This is a genomic window from Acidovorax sp. GW101-11A03, from assembly GCF_059424825.1.
Map to the genome: position 1 here is coordinate 104,067 of NZ_JBWKZU010000005.1, position 15,061 is coordinate 119,127.

The following is a 15,061-nucleotide window of genomic DNA, read 5'->3' on the forward strand; positions in this document are numbered from 1 at the left end:
CGCTACGGGGAACTGCGGCGTCAACGAGTGCCGAGGTCCGTTGATGGGCGTCGGAGCGGCTCCCGGGACGCGGGCTCGCAACCCGACGCTGCCTGGTTCAGTGGCGCGGCTGGAAGCTTGCGCAGATGGCCAGCCAGGCATTCTTCTGCGCGTCGGTGATGGGCGCGGCAGACGCCGCCGTGAGCACCAGCACGCTGGCGGCGTCCGGCAACAGCCACGTGCGTTGCCGCTGGTAGATGACTTGGCCGTTCTGCGTGAACTGCTGGGCAAGTTCCACGGCAATGGTTTGGTCCCTGTCGGGGGCCTTCTGCGCGTGTTTTTCCTGGATGGAAAACTTGCTGACCTGCAGCGTCACCGCCTTGATCTGGCGGTCGACGAAGGCCTCGAAGGATTCGCCAGGCTCCAGCCTGTCCCGGGTGATGATCAGGCTCAGGTCCAGGCCACTGTGGCCCGTCAGCAGCATGTTCATGCTGTTGTCCCGAAGGCCGTCGGGCAGCGTGAAGCTGCCTTCGTTGAGGTGGAATTGCATGCGAAGGTTCTTTGGTGGAGATGGCTGTCGTGCTGGCGAAAAGGTACGCTGCGTAGGGGGGGTGATTCAGCAGTTGAGCTGGATGGGCGCCCCGTGAACGTCCAGCAACTCGCTCAGCTTGATCAGGCCGTTCTTGCCCTTGATGACGACTTCGCCTTTGTCGGTGAGCTTGAGCGAAGCGACGCCTTCTCCCTCGCCGATGGTCAGCGTAATGCTCTCGCCCGCCTGCAACCGGATGTGCTTGGCCGCCTTCACCAGCACAGAATCCTTCGTGGCCTGGATGTTCACGTTCTGGTCACCGACGACGGTGGCGGTGTCCTGCTTGGAAGCCAGGGTGATGTTCTGCTGGGCGGTGAGGTTCATGTTGCCCGTCTGGGCTTCCGAAGCAATGTCGCCCTTGGACACGGTGTTGCGCTGACCACCTTCGGACACGTGGGTCAGCATGCCGCTCTTGGCCAGTTGGGTGAGCTGCGCGCCGCTGGACAGCGTGATGTGCTGTTTGGCATGCATGGAGGCGCTCTGCCCGGAGCTGATCACGATGGGCTTGGGGCTGATCATCGAATGCCCTTCGGGGCTCACGATCGAAACCACCGGCTTGCTGATGTCCTTGGAAAGCTCTCGCAGCGCCTGCGACTGCGGCATCGCCGGGTCGGTATTCGTGGGCATGAGCGTTTCGGCCCCTGCACCCCCCCCTCCTCCGTCGCCGGCGAGCGCAGCAATGGCAGCCGCCGCTTTCGACAAGGTGGCCATGGCAGCCTTGCCACCGGTCATCGCGGCGATTCCCGAACTCAGCTCCATCATGTGCGATGTCTTGAGGCCATTGATGGCTTCGATGGCGCCGTTCATGGCAGCGACGGCCTCGCCTGCTTCCTCCATCAGCGAAGCCGTGTTGGCCAGGCCTTCACCCAGGCCGTCGAAACCGTCCGGGTTGTCGTGCGCCAGCTTTTGCTTGAAATCCTGCGTATACGTCGTGATCAGCAGCCCCTTGTCCGCCCGGATGGCACCCCACTCATTGGTGCGCAGCTCAAAGCCGTAGCTGCGCTTGGCCTCGGTGCTTTGGTTCATCAGGTAACCCATGTGCAGGTGCGTATTGCCATGGTCGGTGGAGAGCTCGATGTGCTCGATGCCCTTTTGGTCTTCAAACCGCAGCATATGCTTGCCGCCGCCGCCCTTGCTCCAGTTGGTTTGAAAGCCCGACTGGGTCTTGTGCCGGGGCAGCTCCCACGGCGGCATCTGGTCCGCGTTGTAGACACGCCCGGTGATGATGGGGTAGTCCGGGTCGCCATTGAGGAAATCGACCATCACTTCCTGGCCAATGCGTGGCGTGAAGATGCCGCCGTATTTCGCGCCCGCCCAGGGATGGGACACGCGGATCCAGCAGCTGGAGTTCTCGTCCATCGCTCCGATGCGGTCCCAGTGGAACTGCACCTTCACGCGGCCGAACTTGTCGGTCCAGATTTCCTCTCCCGGCGGTCCCACGACCACCGCAGTTTGCGGGCCCTGGCTGCGAGGCTTTGGGGTCACACGGGGCGGCGTGAAGGCCATGCTGGTGGGCTGAGCCTTCAGCACGAAGCGCTGGATGGAGCCCACCTCATCCTTGGTGGTTTTCGGCGTCGGTTTGGCAACGCTGCTCACTTCCGGATTTTCCTGAAAGTGGTACTGGACTGCCGTGATGAGGTACTGCTGGTTCTGGTCGCCGCGCGGGTAGTTCTCCAGGCTGAAGGTGTAGCCGGGCACCAGCGCGCGGCAACTGGACTTGCCTTGCACGACGCTCTCGCGGGTGAGGTTCTCCTGCAGGCGCACACGCACATACGTCTCGCCATCGCCATACTCGGTGTAGCCGCCGGGCCACTCGTAAATCTCGTGGCTGTCGTGCGCGTGGCCGGCCGGCATCTTGCGCATATTCGACAGGTCGGCTTTGGGCTTCTTGAAATCGTAATCGTCGTTGTAGTGGCGACCCGATTTGATCTCTTCCGCCGACTCCCACGCGAAGATGCATTCACGGTCAGAAATCGCGGCTTTTTCGGGCGGGTAGAAGGGAATGGTGGCGGCACCGGGCAAGGCGCTGTGCGACGCAACAATGTCGTCCGCCAGCGTGAGCACATGCTGCCCAGGGGAATGCTGGTGGTAGTAATAGATTCCCTCGTGCTCCATGAGCCGGGACACAAACTGGCAATCTGTTTCGTTATATTGAACGCAATAATCCCAAGTGCGATAAGTGCGCGTCAATTTCTTATCGAATGGCTGCCCATATTTTCCCAGGACCTCTTCAATAATTTCCGGAACCGTTTTGTTCTGGAATATCTTGAAATCGCTTTTACGGGTAGCCAGCCACAACCACGGGCTCAGGCGGGCGCGGTAGGAATACATCCGGTGGTCCTGGCCCTGCATGCCGAACCGGGTGACGATGCCATCGATATGGCGCTTGCCCCCTCCTTCTGTCTCGACCACGATCGTGGCGTTCTTGCCCAGCAGCGCCTTGGGATCGATGCTTTTGCTATCGCTCAGCAAATCCACATCCAGAGCGAACAGCTGGCTGATTTCCTCCGTGCCTTGCAGCTGCCTGAACTTGAGTTGTTCGCCCAAGGGCGTTTGAATGGTGACGCGGCGTTCCATGTGCTGCTGACTATCGAGCCCGTTGGTTTGGATGGCTGGGCATGATAGCTATCGAAGGAGTATTTTCAGTGGTCAGGCCCTCCTGTGAAATTCACAAAATTACCGCAAAAAGTAACCGTGGTAACCAAGCTGGAATAAAAGAGTCTATTTGCAACTAATACGGCCGGGTGAACCGCTGAATTCAGCACGCGCCCAGGTTCCAGCGATTTCGTTCACGCCGGCCATCCGCCTGGCAGCGCAGCACCGGCTCCTGGCCGATCTACGCAGACAGCAGGGCGCAGCGCCACAGAGAGCGTCAGATCGCTGATGCGCAGGTTCATGGACTCGTTGTGCGAGCGGCGCTGACCCGCATCGCTGCGCTGGCTTCACCCACCCGTGCCTGCAGCACGCTTACAGGGGCCTGGCTCAGGACGTTGCGCGGCAAGCCGAACAGCGGCCGCAGCCACCCCACGCGCTGCACCACCGCCGTGATCCCCCAGCACAGCGCCACCGTTCCCGCCACCAGCAGCACGGGCTCCGCCACAGGACCCAGGTGCCAGGGTGAAAAAACCACCACCAGCACGATGATCACCGTCTGGTGCAGCACGTACCAGGGGTAGACCGATGCGTTCGCCCAGCGCAGCCACGACCAGGGGCGGTTGAGCCGGTGGTGGGCCCAGCCCAGGATGGCCAGCAGCGCAGCCCAGAGGTAGGCATCCGCCAGCACACGCAGCGGCAGGCGTGCAGCGCGCACGCTGTGTTGCTGCGCCAGGCCCAGCAGCCCCAGGTACAGCACCAGCAAGCCCAGCGCCAGGCCCAGGGTGCGCCAGCGCTGGCGCACCAGCTCGGCCCACAGGCCCGCATCCAGCCCGATCCAGTAGCCATAGATGAACACGGTGAAGTACACGGCGTGCAGCCAGGCATCCTGGACCAAGTCATGGGTGGGCGGGAAATGCGGCCACAGCAGCACCGAGTACAGCGCCAGCGGCAGCACGGGCACCACGACCAGCCGCGCGCCCCGCAGTCGGGTGAAGGCCTGGCGCAGACGCTGGCCGACGCCGGACTCGGCCAGGGGCAGCAGCAGCGCCAGCACCACGGTGTAGACCCAGAGGTAGGCCAGGTACCAGAGATGGTTCCAGGTGATGCCCACCTCCCAGCCATCGAACGCCCCGGCGGGCCAGCGGCTGCCGGGGTGGTAACGCAGCAAAAACGCGCCAAACCCCGGCGCGATCAGGCCGTTGGCCACGCCCTGCGCATAGGCCTGGTAGGGCACCACCACGGCCATGCCAAAGGCCAGGGGCAGCAGCAGGCGCAGGCTGCGCTGACGGATGAGGCCCGCCGGGGTCTGCCCCCGGGCCACCAGCCCGAAGGCCAGGCCGGAGATGAGGAACACCAGATCCATGCGCCACAGGTTGAGCGCGCGCATGGGCGCCTGCAGCCACTCGGCCGCATGGGGGCTTTTGAGGTGCCAGTGCCAGTCGGCCACATAAAACATGGCAACGTGGTACAGGATGACCAGGGCAAAAGCCAGAGCGCGCAGGGCGTCGATGTCGTGGCGGCGGGGGGACATGGGATGAGGGGCTCCGGGACAAAAGATGCGCCATGGTGGGCCGGGCACCGCGCGGGCGGCCCGGCGATGGGATGGCCCCACCCCTGCCTGGGACCAGCGGTGGCCCCACGGGACGAGCGGCGGCGCCCACTAGGGTCCGCCCCACCCCGGCTGCCTACACTAGGGCATGACCTCTGCCGCACCCACCTGGCCCGACCGCTACCTGCGCAACACGGCGCTGCGCCGTCGCGCCGAGGTGGGCTTCTGGGCCACGGTGCTGCTGGTGCAGGCGGTGTTCAACGCGGTGGTGACCTCACTCGACCTGGCCAGCGCCGGGCGGCAGGTGCTGGCCTGGGAGCCCTGGGTGTGGGAGGTCTCCAGCGTGGTCGTGGTGGCGGCTCTGATCCCGGCCGTGGTGGCGTTCGAGCGGCGCTTTGGGCTGCACGGGGATACCCTGGCGCGCCACCTGCCCTGGCATGTGCTGGGCAGCGTGGTCTATTGCACCCTGCACCTGGCCGGGATGATGGCGCTGCGCCACGCCGCCTACGCCATGCTGGACACGCCCTACCGCCCCGGGACCTGGTGGGCCGCCTGGGGCTATGAATACCTCAAGGACGTGCGCACCTATGTGCTCATCGTGAGCACACTGGTGGGCTACCGCTTCTTGCTGCTGCGCCTGCAGGGCGAGGCGCGCGTGCTGGATGCGCCCGAACCGGCCCCGGCCCTGGCCGCTACCGCCCCAGGCCCTGCAGAGCCCCAGCCTGCGCCGCCGCCCGTGGCCCCGGCTGCACCAGAGCCGGACATCCCCCCTGCGCCACCGCCCACCCCGGCACGGCCCGAGCGCTTTCTGGTACGCAAGCTGCGGCGCGAATTCCTGATCGCTGCCGCCGACATCGCCTGGCTGCAGGCCGAGGCCAACTACGTGGGCCTGCATGTGAACGGGCACGACTACCTGCTGCGCTCCACGCTCACCGATTTTCTGGCCCAGCTGGACCCGGCGCGCTTCGTGCGCGTGCACCGCAGCTACGCCGTCAACCTGGACGCCATCGCCATGATCGAGCCGCTGGACAGCGGCGATGCGCGCCTGGTGATGAAGGACGGCAGCACCGTGCCCTGCAGCCGCCGCTATCGGGATGGGCTGGCGCCCCGCGTGGGCTGAGAGCGGCCCCTCAGGCAGTGAGACCCGGTGTCCGCGCTGGTGCCCACTCGGGCGGGCAGGCGGCCATCTCGGCCTCCACCTTGCGCAGCATGTCGGCGAGCGTCTTGCCGGGCTCCTGGCGGAACTGCTCTTCGAGCACCACCAGGTCCACGATGCGGTCGATGCGAAAGCCCCGGAAGTCATTGCGCAGCTCGCACCAGGCCGACAGCGTCCAGACCTTGCCCCAGTAGAAGCAGCCCAGCGGCCGCAGGCGGCGCAGGCTGGGGCGGCCGTGCACATCGGCGTAGTCGATCTGCACCACATGGCGGCTGTGCACCGCCTCACGCAGCGCCTGCAGCGTGGCCTGGGCGCGCGGGTCCAGCCCCACGGACGGCGCATAAAGCGCCTGGGCCTCGGCCGCCACACGCGCGGCCGGGGGCAGCACCGACAGAATCTTGCCCAGGGCGCCCTCCACCTCGCGCGCCAGCCCGGCGTCGAGCCAGGCCTGGGCCAGCCGCGCGGCAGCCACCAGCGCATTGGCCTCGCCCTGGCTGAACATCAGCGGCGGCAGCTCGAAACCCGCACCCAGGCGGTAGCCCACACCGGCCTCGCCCTCAATGGGCACGCCCTGGTGCTGGAGGTCCGCCACGTCGCGGTAGATGGTGCGGGCCGAGACTTCGAGCCGATCGGCCAGAAAGGCGGCCGTGGACAGGCGCCGCCCACGGATGAGCTGAACAATCTGGAACAGGCGGTCGGCACGGCGCATAGGCGGAGAATACCAGTGTTTTAAGGCTCTACCGCCTGTCCATCAAGCACTTATAGCTATATTATTTATAGCACAACACCCACATGGATGGCCACCCTGTCGGGCCCTTCGTAGGCCTCGAAATCCGTGCCAAAACGGCGCCGCACCTGGGGATTTTCGGCAAAGTAATGCCAGATGCGGACCCAGGTGTCGATCACCATCTGCGGCATGTCGCCCTCGCCGCTGAACACGAGGTAGTCACCCGCCTCGATGTCAACGCGGTGCGCGCCGGGCACGGTCTTCTGCACCAGCTCTGGCTCGGCAACGGCCACACCGGCGGTCACGTCGAAAGCGCCATGCTCGTTGGACTCATAGCCGCTGTACACGCCGAAGATGCGGCCATCGTCGCCCCGGCTGGGCAGCTTGCGCTCCCAGCTCTGGCTGAAAAAACGGTTCCACAGGCCGCCCAGGCGTGCAACGGCGGGGTTCATCTCTTCGCTGTTGCGCGTGCGCACAGCAATGCCGGCCACGCTGAACGCGGGGATCCGCAAGGGGGTAGGGGTGGTGGTCTGGGTCATGGCAAGTCCTCTCTCTCGTCTTCAGTGAATGAAATCGGTGCACGGGCCACAGGGCGCCGTGCGAGAGAGGCATGGTGCTTGCACGCTGCTGACAGCCTGATGTCAGTAGCCTGCGCCCACCCCGGTGGCCCGGCATGGGCGCAATGGCCGAGGCGGGGAGGCACCAGGCGCCCGCCTCCACCACCGGTCAGTCGGGCTGCGCGACGATGGCCGCCGTGGCGCGGCGGACCACCGGCAGCACCAGCAGCAGCGTGGGGAAGGCCACCACCCAGGACAGCGCCCAGGCACTGAGCCACAGGCGCGGAAGCTCCAGCGTGAGGCCCGCGACGCGCACCGTGCTGATCAGGGACACGATGAAGGTCATGAGCAGCGACAACAGCAGCGGCATGACCCAGGCCGCCGAGCGTGCGGGCAGCTTGGGCAGACCGAGGAAGGTCTGGCGGGAAGACGGGGGAAGCGAGGAAGGTTGGTTCATTGAAGTTCCAGAAAGCAAACCGGCCAAGCAAGGTGCCGCCCCCGCCCTGCGGCATCGGCAGGCTGGGGGCCACCACCCCGGCAGGGCCGGTGTTGGTTGGCACGTTGATTGACGTAAACGCTTACGGCAACCCATGAACCGGGTCGCGGGGGCGATTCTAGGCCGGGTCGGCCTTGGTCGCTTTGGGCTTAGTCGCTGTGGCCTGCAGACACAACAGGCTCCGCAGCCCCGCTGGCCTGCGCCCGTGCGGCGGCCAGGCGGCGCGCACGTTCGATCTGCTGGCCCACGGTGCGGGGCACCAGGCCGTACATGTCAGCAAAGGCATCCAGCGTCTGGCCACTGGCTTCAAACGCACGCAGCAAGGCTTCGTCCTTGGCGTTGCGGGCGGCCCAGTCGGCAAAGGCTTCTTCGAGCAGGGCGTTGGCCGATTCGTCGCGGCTTGCTACCCGGGCGGTGTAGTCCTCGCGCGTGAGGCCCGAGGCTTCGAACGCAGCAATCATGCGGTTGCGCAGCTTGGGCAGCAGGTCTTCGGTGGCGCGGGCCTTCTTGCGGCGGTAGACCTCCAGCAGCGCGTGGTGCACATGCTCGGGCGCCATGGCCTCCACCGGCTGGCCTTGCAGATCGTGGCGCTTGTCGCCCGCCGCCACGCTTTGCAGGTAGCGCGTGGAGCGGGTGTGCAGGCCCAGCGCCACCTTGAGCGCCTCGCGCTCGAACAGTTCGGGATGGGCGGCCAGGATGTCCTGGAAGATGCCGCGCTTGAGCGGACGGAACACCGCGCCAAACAGGTGCGGGTACAGCGCCGCGAGTTGCTCCAGCGCCGGATGCACGCGCTGGGGCGCACGCGGGGCTGCGCCAGGTGCGGCGGCCTCGGCCGCCCCTTCGGGCGCCGGGCGCCCCTCGGGCTTGCGGCGGTTGCGGCCACCCCGGCGGGACCCGCCCTTGCGCTGCGGCTGGGCCGCACCGGCTTCATCGGCAGGCGCAGCGGTGGCCACAGCGGCGGCAGATTCGGCCACCACAGGCGCGGCCACGGGGGCGGCAGGGGCTGCGTGGGGTTGTTCTTGTGCGGACGCGGAGTCGGTCATGGCAATGCGGTTCGGGGGCGAATGGGATGCGACAAAACCCTCGATCATGCCAGTGTTGCACCCGCAGGCCATCGGAGGCCCGCGGGACGGGGGCTGTGTGAAAGGGCGGACGGCGCCCCGGCCAGCCCCTGTCAGGAGGTGCTCAGCGCCTCGTCCAGCACCTCCACCCAGTGCCTCACCGCCGTGCCCGTGCCGCTTTGCAGGTGGGTGATGCAGCCGATGTTGGCCGACAGGATCACATCGGGTGGCTGCTCGCCAAAGGCCTCGGCCAGCACGCCGAGCTTGCGGTCGCGCAGCTGGTAGGACAGCTCAGGGTTGAGCACTGAGTACGTGCCGGCCGAGCCGCAGCACAGGTGGGCGTCGTTGCGCGCAGTGCGCAGCTGGAAGCCCAGCTGGTTCAGGTGCGCCTCCACCCCGCCGCGCAGCTTCTGGCCGTGCTGCAGCGTGCAAGGGGGGTGGTAGGCGTACAGGGTGTCCGGCTGGTTCACACGGCCCTGCAGCTTGGCGGCCAGCTCGGGCAGCATGGCGGGCAGCAGCTCCGACAGGTCGCGCGTGAGGGCGCTGATGCGCTCGGCCTTGGCGGCGTACTGCGCATCGTCCTTCAGGATGTGGCCGTATTCCTTGACGGTGACGCCGCAGCCCGAAGCGTTCATGACGATGGCCTCGACCCCGCCTGCTTCGACCAGCGGCCACCAGGCGTCGATGTTGGCGCGCATCTCGGCCATGCCACCTGCCTGGTCGTTGAGGTGGAACTTGACGGCGCCGCAGCAGCCTGCCTTGGGCGCGATCACGGTCTGGATGCCCACCGCGTCGAGCACGCGGGCCGTGGCGGTGTTGATGTTGGGCATCATGGCCGGCTGCACGCAGCCCGCCAGCATGAGCACCTTGCGCGCATGTTCGCGGGTGGGCCAGGCGCCAGCGTCCTGTGGTGCGGGCACCTTGGCCTTCAGGGCCTCGGGCAGCAGGCCGCGCACCAGTTGCCCAGCCTTCATGGCGGGGGCAAACAGGGGCGATGGCAGGCCTTCCTTCAGCGCCCAGCGCAGGGCTTTTTCGCCCACGGGGCGGGGCACTTTTTCATCGACGATCTTGCGACCGATGTCCACCAGGTGGCCGTACTGCACGCCGCTCGGGCAGGTGCTTTCGCAGTTGCGGCAGGTCAGGCACCGGTCCAGGTGCATCTGGGTCTTGCGCGTGGGCGTCTCGCCTTCGAGCACCTGCTTGATGAGGTAGATGCGGCCGCGCGGGCCGTCCAGCTCGTCACCCAGCAGCTGGTAGGTGGGGCAGGTGGCGGTGCAGAAGCCACAGTGCACACATTTGCGCAGGATGGCTTCGGCCGCGAGGCCGTCGGCACGGGCGCGGTATTCAGGAGAGAGCTGGGTTTGCATGGTGCATGCCTGGGCGGAGGAAGCAGAAAAAATGTCAGAACGGATTCAGCGCGCGGTCGGAGGGTCCAGGGGCGGATCCAGCGGCGCCTGCAGCGCCAGTGCCTTGCGCCAGGGCTGGCGCAGCCGGGCGCGGTCGGCCCACAGCGGGGGCAGCGACAGGGCCAGCAGCACCAGCGCCAGCGGCACCACAAACACAAAGCCCACATGCTTGAAGCCCGCCGCACCCGCAATGCCACCCACCAGGAACATCCCCAGCAGCCCGGCAAACAGCCGCAGCCGGGCCTGGTTGGCGCGCACCTGCGACTCGGGCGCGGTGCCGGTGCGGTTCCAGTAGAGCATCTTGCCCATCTCGATGCCCAGGTCGGTCACCACGCCGGTCATGTGCGTGGTGCGGATCTGGGACGAGGACATCTTGGTCACCGTGGCGTTCTGCAAGCCCATGATGAAGGACAGCAGCAGCACTGTGAGGGGCACCGCAAACGGCGTGGGCCAGCTCAGGGTGATGGCGCCCACCAGGCCAAACAGCAGCATGAGCACGGCCACCAGCAGCAGCGGCAGCGCAAAGGTGCTGCGCAGCCTGCGCTGGCGCGCCCAGTTGACCATGATGGCCGTGGTGCCCGCGCCGGACAGGAAGGCCCACAGCGCTCCAATGGCCCCCAGCACCAGCTTCATCTGGCCCAGCACCAGGTTGTCGGCCAGCGAGGACAGAAAGCCGGTCATGTGCGAGGTGTAGAGGTGCACGACCAGGAAGCCCCCGGCATTCACGGCGCCCGCATTGAACGCCAGCAGCAGGCCCAGCACCCGGTTGCTGGCCACCGTGCGGCGGTGTCCGGTGAGGTGGCGAAGGCGTCGCATGCGGGGGCGGGACGAGAGTCGGGCGGCTGCGCTTACCAGGCCCGTGCCACGCGGCCGGGGTTGAAGATGCCTGCCGGGTCAAAGCTGTGCTTGAGCCGGGCGTGTATCTGTTCCAGTGCTGCGGATTTGAGGTCAAAAAGGCCTTTTGCGCCTGTCCCACCTGCGCTTGCAGCTACAAAAACAGAAGCATTTCCACCCACAGCCCGTGCGGCTTCGCGCAGGGCCTCGCCCGCCGATTCAGGGGCCTGCACCCAGCGCAGTGCGCCGTGCCACTCCACCAGCGGCTCGGCACCGCCCGGCAGGGCCAGCACCGGGGCGGTGGCGGGCACGGACAGGCGCCACAGCGCGTGGTCGGGGCGCTGCGCGCGATCGGTGAACCACGGCAGGGTCTGCTCGCGGCAGGCGGCCCAGTCGGCGGCCACGACGGCGTTGTCGTCCATGCGCGTGCCACCCATGGTCTTGCACGCGGCCTCCACCGCCGCCACGGCGCCGCGCAGGCGCACATAGAGCGTGCCCACGCCACCGTCTTGCACCCAGCAGCTCGCGTTCAGGGGCAGCGGCTGGCCGCCCCATGCGTGCAGCTGGCGCAGGGCGCTGGCCTGGGCAATGTCGTCAAAGCGCAGCGTGGCTTCGCCGGGCGCCACGGGCAGCACCTTGAGGCTCACCTCGGTCAGCAGGCCCAGCGTGCCCCAGGCGCCCGCCATCAGGCGCGACACGTCGTACCCCGCCACGTTTTTCATGACCTGGCCGCCAAAGGTCAGCAGTTCGCCCTTGCCGTTGAGCACCGTCACGCCCAGCAGGTAGTCGCGCACCGCGCCCACGCTGGCGCGGGCGGGCCCCGACAGGCCCGCTGCCACCATGCCGCCCACGGTGGCGGCGTCCGAAGGCGTCTTGGCGAAATGGGGCGGCTCAAACGGCAGGCACTGGCCACGCTCGGCCAGCACGGCCTCCAGCTCGGCCAGCGGGGTGCCTGCCCGCACGGTGACAACCAGCTCGCTGGGTTCATAGCTCACGATGCCGCGCAGCCCCCGGGTGTCGAGCACCTCGCCATGCAGGGCCAGGCCGTGGAAGTCCTTGGTGCCCCCGCCACGGATACGCAACGGGGTCTGGTCGGCCGCAGCGGCACGCACACGCTCGGTCATCGGGGCAAGGGAAAAGTCCATCCGTGCATCGTAGCGGCAGCGGTGTGCAGCACGGCAGGCGGGGCGCGTGAATTTTTTGAACAGCGCTTGTGAAGGACGGCAGTCTGGTGGACGGGGCCCGCAAGGGGCGCGCTGCCCCTGCTCCACAACACGCCAGGCGAGCCCCCTGCTGGCGCAAAAATGGCCCGCCGGTGGTCGGCGGGCCAAAGAACCAAGAGGAGTAACTCGCTTGTTTTTCTTGCTACCACGCCACGGTGCCACCAGACACCGCAGCGCGTGGGGCGCAGGGCCGAAGATCAGCGGTTGTACGCCGTTTCGCCGTGCGAAGTGATGTCCAGACCTTCGCGTTCGTCTTCTTCCGTGACACGCAGGCCCAGGGTCAGGTCCACAATCTTGTAGGCCACGAAGGACACCACACCCGACCACACGATGGTCAGCAGCACGGCCTTGGCCTGTGTCCACACCTGAGCAGCGATGGAGTAGTCGGCCGCCGTGACCATGGAAGCGGTCACCCAGTCAGCCACGTAGCCGGGGCCGCCAAGGGAAGGCGAGTTGAACACGCCGGTCAGCAGGGCACCCACGATGCCGCCGATGCCGTGCACGCCGAACACGTCGAGCGAGTCGTCTGCACCCAGCAGCTTCTTGAGGCCATTGACACCCCACAGGCAGGCAAAACCACCCACCAGGCCGATCACCAGTGCACCGCCGATGCCGACGTTGCCAGCAGCCGGCGTGACGGCCACCAGGCCCGCCACGGCACCCGAAGCGGCACCCAGCATCGACGCCTTGCCACGCATCAGCGCTTCACCGATGCACCATGCCAGCACGGCAGCGGCGGTGGCCACCAGCGTGTTGATGAAGGCCAGGGCGGCAAAGCCGTTGGCTTCCAGGGCAGAACCGGCGTTGAAACCGAACCAGCCCACCCACAGCAGCGAGGCGCCCACCATGGTCAGCGTCAGGCTGTGAGGCGCCATGGCTTCCTTGCCGTAGCCGATGCGCTTGCCCACCATGAACGCGCCCACCAGGCCCGCCACAGCGGCGTTGATGTGCACCACGGTACCGCCAGCGAAGTCCAGAGCACCCCACTGCCAGATCTGGCCGGCCTTGCCGGTCATGGCGTCGGCCACTTCCTTGGAGGCATAGGCGTCAGGGCCCATCCAGAACCACACCATGTGGGCGATCGGCAGGTAGCTGAAGGTGAACCACAGCACCATGAACAGCATGACAGCGCTGAACTTGATGCGCTCGGCGAACGCACCGACGATCAGGGCACAGGTGATGCCGGCGAACGTGGCCTGGAAGGCGGCGAACACCACTTCCGGAATCACGACACCCTTGCTGAACGTGGCCGCGTTGGCGAACGTGCCTGCCGCGTTGTCCCAGATGCCCTTCATGAACAGGCGGTCGAAACCACCGATGAAGGCACCGCCTTCGGTGAAGGCCAGGCTGTAGCCGTAGATGAACCACAGCACCACGATCAGCGAGAACGTGACCATGACCTGCATGAGCACGGACAGCATGTTCTTGCTGCGCACCAGACCGCCGTAGAACAGCGCCAGGCCGGGCAGGACCATCAGGATCACCAGCAGGGTGGACGTCATCATCCAGGCCGTGTCACCCTTGTTGGGGACGGGCGCTGGCGCTTCTGCTGCAGCAGCAGGAGCAGCGGCGGCTGCTGCGGCCGGTGCGGCAGCAGCTGCGGGTGCAGCGGCGTCAGCAGCCGGGGCAGCGGCGGTGGCGGCCGCCGGTTCGGCAGCTGGGGCCTGGGCCAGGGACAGATTGCCCATGGTCAGCAGACCCAGCCCCAGAATGAAGGAAGCAAGCAGTTTTTTCATGGCATTTCTTCTCTTGTGTCTGTTGCGACCGGGCCCTTACAGGGCTTCCTTGCCGGTTTCGCCCGTGCGGATGCGCACCACCTGCTCCAGGTGGGTCACAAAGATCTTGCCGTCACCGATCTTGCCGGTGCGCGCGGCGGTCTCGATGGACTCGATCACGCGGTCCACCAGGTCGTCCGCGATGGCGGCTTCGATCTTGACCTTGGGCAGGAAGTCCACCACGTACTCTGCACCACGGTACAGCTCGGTGTGGCCCTTCTGGCGGCCAAAACCCTTGACCTCAGTGACCGTGATGCCTTGCACGCCGATGTCCGAAAGCGCTTCGCGCACTTCGTCCAGCTTGAAGGGCTTGATGATGGCTGTCACCATTTTCATTTTGGATTCCTCCGGAATGGGCGCCCAGGGCGCCCATTGAGATTTACAGGGTTTTGGTCAGCGTGACGATCACGCGCGACTTGTTCACGTGGCCGAAGAAGGCCTTCTTGTTGGCGCCGACCACGGCCGCACCCAGCGACAGGCCACCGCCGAAGTCATACGCGCCACCCAGGCTGTAGTCCATGTAGTTGGGCACGCCGGTGTCCTTGATGTCGCTGGCAAAGCGCGTGAAGCCCACCGAGGCCTTCACCGTGACGCTGGGCGCCACTTCCTGGGCAAACGCGAAGTTCAGGTAGCCCGTGTTGCGGCCCTTCAGGCCCGAGCCGGACTTGGCACCGGCAAAGCCGAAGTAGTCCTTGGAGATGGTGTGCGAGTACTTGGCGGTGAAGGGGCCCAGGGTGGCCGCGCCATACAGCTCGGTGGTGTTGCCGTTGCTGTTGCCGGGGTAGATGTAGGTCAGCGCGCCCACATCGAAATCAGCGCCTGCGGCCTTGAACTTGTAGCCGCCATACAGGTCGGATTCGAGCGAGTTGTTGGTCAGCCAGTCCACGCTGGAGTTCCAGTTGCCCACGTACCAGCCGGACTCGCCGAAGGCGTAATCGAAGCCGCCTTGCAGGGCGGGCTTGACGGCCTTGGCCTTGGTGGCGTCCTGGTCCTGGCCACGGAACTTGTAGTTGGTGGTCAGGCTGACGTTGCCGGTGAGCTGGGCACTGGCCAGCATGGGAAGGGTTGCAACAAGGGCAACGCCCAGGGTCTTGATGATGGCGCGGGTCATGTT

The 15,061-nt window shown here is 66.5% G+C and carries 14 protein-coding genes; 1 reads left to right on the plus strand and 13 read right to left on the minus strand.

The annotated features are described in order from the left end of the window. Positions 1-97: 97 nt before the first annotated feature. From AC07Z7_RS04255 to AC07Z7_RS04265, 3 genes are all read right to left on the minus strand, one after another. A complete protein-coding gene (locus AC07Z7_RS04255) occupies positions 98-529 on the minus strand; it encodes a DcrB-related protein (protein WP_422848388.1) in 432 nt (143 codons plus the stop codon). 66 nt (positions 530-595) lie between these two features. Further along, positions 596-3,145, minus strand: coding sequence for a type VI secretion system tip protein TssI/VgrG (gene tssI, locus AC07Z7_RS04260; RefSeq protein WP_494765422.1), 2,550 nt, complete (start codon positions 3,143-3,145; stop codon positions 596-598). Positions 3,146-3,461: 316 nt separating this feature from the next. Then, complete coding sequence (locus AC07Z7_RS04265) at positions 3,462-4,694, minus strand: acyltransferase family protein (RefSeq protein WP_494765423.1); 1,233 nt, start codon at positions 4,692-4,694, stop codon at positions 3,462-3,464. A gap of 166 nt (positions 4,695-4,860) precedes the next feature. On the opposite strand from AC07Z7_RS04265, the gene AC07Z7_RS04270 reads away from it, so the two are divergent. Further along, complete coding sequence (locus tag AC07Z7_RS04270) at positions 4,861-5,832, plus strand: LytTR family DNA-binding domain-containing protein (protein WP_494765424.1); 972 nt, start codon at positions 4,861-4,863, stop codon at positions 5,830-5,832. 10 nt (positions 5,833-5,842) lie between these two features. Here AC07Z7_RS04270 and AC07Z7_RS04275 read toward each other — a convergent pair whose 3' ends face one another. From AC07Z7_RS04275 to AC07Z7_RS04320, 10 genes are all read right to left on the minus strand, one after another. Next, on the minus strand, positions 5,843-6,577 hold the full coding sequence (locus AC07Z7_RS04275; RefSeq protein WP_094290100.1) for a helix-turn-helix transcriptional regulator: 735 nt from the start codon (positions 6,575-6,577) through the stop codon (positions 5,843-5,845). Positions 6,578-6,642: 65 nt separating this feature from the next. Beyond that, a complete protein-coding gene (locus AC07Z7_RS04280; protein ID WP_494765425.1) occupies positions 6,643-7,134 on the minus strand; it encodes a GyrI-like domain-containing protein in 492 nt (163 codons plus the stop codon). Between the two features lie 187 nt (positions 7,135-7,321). Continuing rightward, on the minus strand, positions 7,322-7,609 hold the full coding sequence (locus AC07Z7_RS04285; protein WP_094290098.1) for a DUF2798 domain-containing protein: 288 nt from the start codon (positions 7,607-7,609) through the stop codon (positions 7,322-7,324). Between the two features lie 188 nt (positions 7,610-7,797). Beyond that, positions 7,798-8,691 carry a ProQ/FINO family protein gene (locus AC07Z7_RS04290; RefSeq protein WP_252661276.1) on the minus strand — a complete coding sequence of 298 codons (894 nt, stop codon included), beginning with the start codon at positions 8,689-8,691 and terminating at the stop codon, positions 7,798-7,800. A 131-nt stretch (positions 8,692-8,822) separates the two neighbouring features. Continuing rightward, positions 8,823-10,076, minus strand: coding sequence for a glycolate oxidase subunit GlcF (glcF, locus tag AC07Z7_RS04295; protein WP_494765426.1), 1,254 nt, complete (start codon positions 10,074-10,076; stop codon positions 8,823-8,825). Between the two features lie 45 nt (positions 10,077-10,121). Then, complete coding sequence (locus AC07Z7_RS04300; protein WP_094290095.1) at positions 10,122-10,931, minus strand: YoaK family protein; 810 nt, start codon at positions 10,929-10,931, stop codon at positions 10,122-10,124. Between the two features lie 32 nt (positions 10,932-10,963). After that, a complete protein-coding gene (glcE, locus tag AC07Z7_RS04305) occupies positions 10,964-12,094 on the minus strand; it encodes a glycolate oxidase subunit GlcE (protein WP_494765427.1) in 1,131 nt (376 codons plus the stop codon). 275 nt (positions 12,095-12,369) lie between these two features. Then, the gene (gene amt / locus AC07Z7_RS04310; protein WP_494765428.1) at positions 12,370-13,908 is read right to left on the minus strand and encodes an ammonium transporter; all 1,539 of its coding nucleotides are present in this window, start codon (positions 13,906-13,908) and stop codon (positions 12,370-12,372) included. 36 nt (positions 13,909-13,944) lie between these two features. After that, positions 13,945-14,283 (minus strand): P-II family nitrogen regulator, encoded by a 339-nt coding sequence (glnK, locus tag AC07Z7_RS04315; protein ID WP_063461033.1) that lies wholly within the window; start codon positions 14,281-14,283, stop codon positions 13,945-13,947. 43 nt (positions 14,284-14,326) lie between these two features. Next, complete coding sequence (locus tag AC07Z7_RS04320) at positions 14,327-15,058, minus strand: TorF family putative porin (protein WP_094290092.1); 732 nt, start codon at positions 15,056-15,058, stop codon at positions 14,327-14,329. Positions 15,059-15,061 lie beyond the last annotated feature (3 nt).

Coding starts and splice junctions, on each gene's coding strand:
- glnK (WP_063461033.1), bottom strand. CDS start 14,283: ATGAAAATGGTGACAGCCATCATCAAGCCCTTCAAGCTGGACGAAGTG.
- glcE (WP_494765427.1), bottom strand. CDS start 12,094: ATGGACTTTTCCCTTGCCCCGATGACCGAGCGTGTGCGTGCCGCTGCG.
- AC07Z7_RS04255 (WP_422848388.1), bottom strand. CDS start 529: ATGCAATTCCACCTCAACGAAGGCAGCTTCACGCTGCCCGACGGCCTT.
- AC07Z7_RS04265 (WP_494765423.1), bottom strand. CDS start 4,694: ATGTCCCCCCGCCGCCACGACATCGACGCCCTGCGCGCTCTGGCTTTT.
- AC07Z7_RS04300 (WP_094290095.1), bottom strand. CDS start 10,931: ATGCGACGCCTTCGCCACCTCACCGGACACCGCCGCACGGTGGCCAGC.
- AC07Z7_RS04280 (WP_494765425.1), bottom strand. CDS start 7,134: ATGACCCAGACCACCACCCCTACCCCCTTGCGGATCCCCGCGTTCAGC.
- AC07Z7_RS04320 (WP_094290092.1), bottom strand. CDS start 15,058: ATGACCCGCGCCATCATCAAGACCCTGGGCGTTGCCCTTGTTGCAACC.
- AC07Z7_RS04290 (WP_252661276.1), bottom strand. CDS start 8,691: ATGACCGACTCCGCGTCCGCACAAGAACAACCCCACGCAGCCCCTGCC.
- AC07Z7_RS04275 (WP_094290100.1), bottom strand. CDS start 6,577: ATGCGCCGTGCCGACCGCCTGTTCCAGATTGTTCAGCTCATCCGTGGG.
- AC07Z7_RS04270 (WP_494765424.1), top strand. CDS start 4,861: ATGACCTCTGCCGCACCCACCTGGCCCGACCGCTACCTGCGCAACACG.
- AC07Z7_RS04285 (WP_094290098.1), bottom strand. CDS start 7,609: ATGAACCAACCTTCCTCGCTTCCCCCGTCTTCCCGCCAGACCTTCCTC.
- glcF (WP_494765426.1), bottom strand. CDS start 10,076: ATGCAAACCCAGCTCTCTCCTGAATACCGCGCCCGTGCCGACGGCCTC.
- amt (WP_494765428.1), bottom strand. CDS start 13,908: ATGAAAAAACTGCTTGCTTCCTTCATTCTGGGGCTGGGTCTGCTGACC.
- tssI (WP_494765422.1), bottom strand. CDS start 3,145: ATGGAACGCCGCGTCACCATTCAAACGCCCTTGGGCGAACAACTCAAG.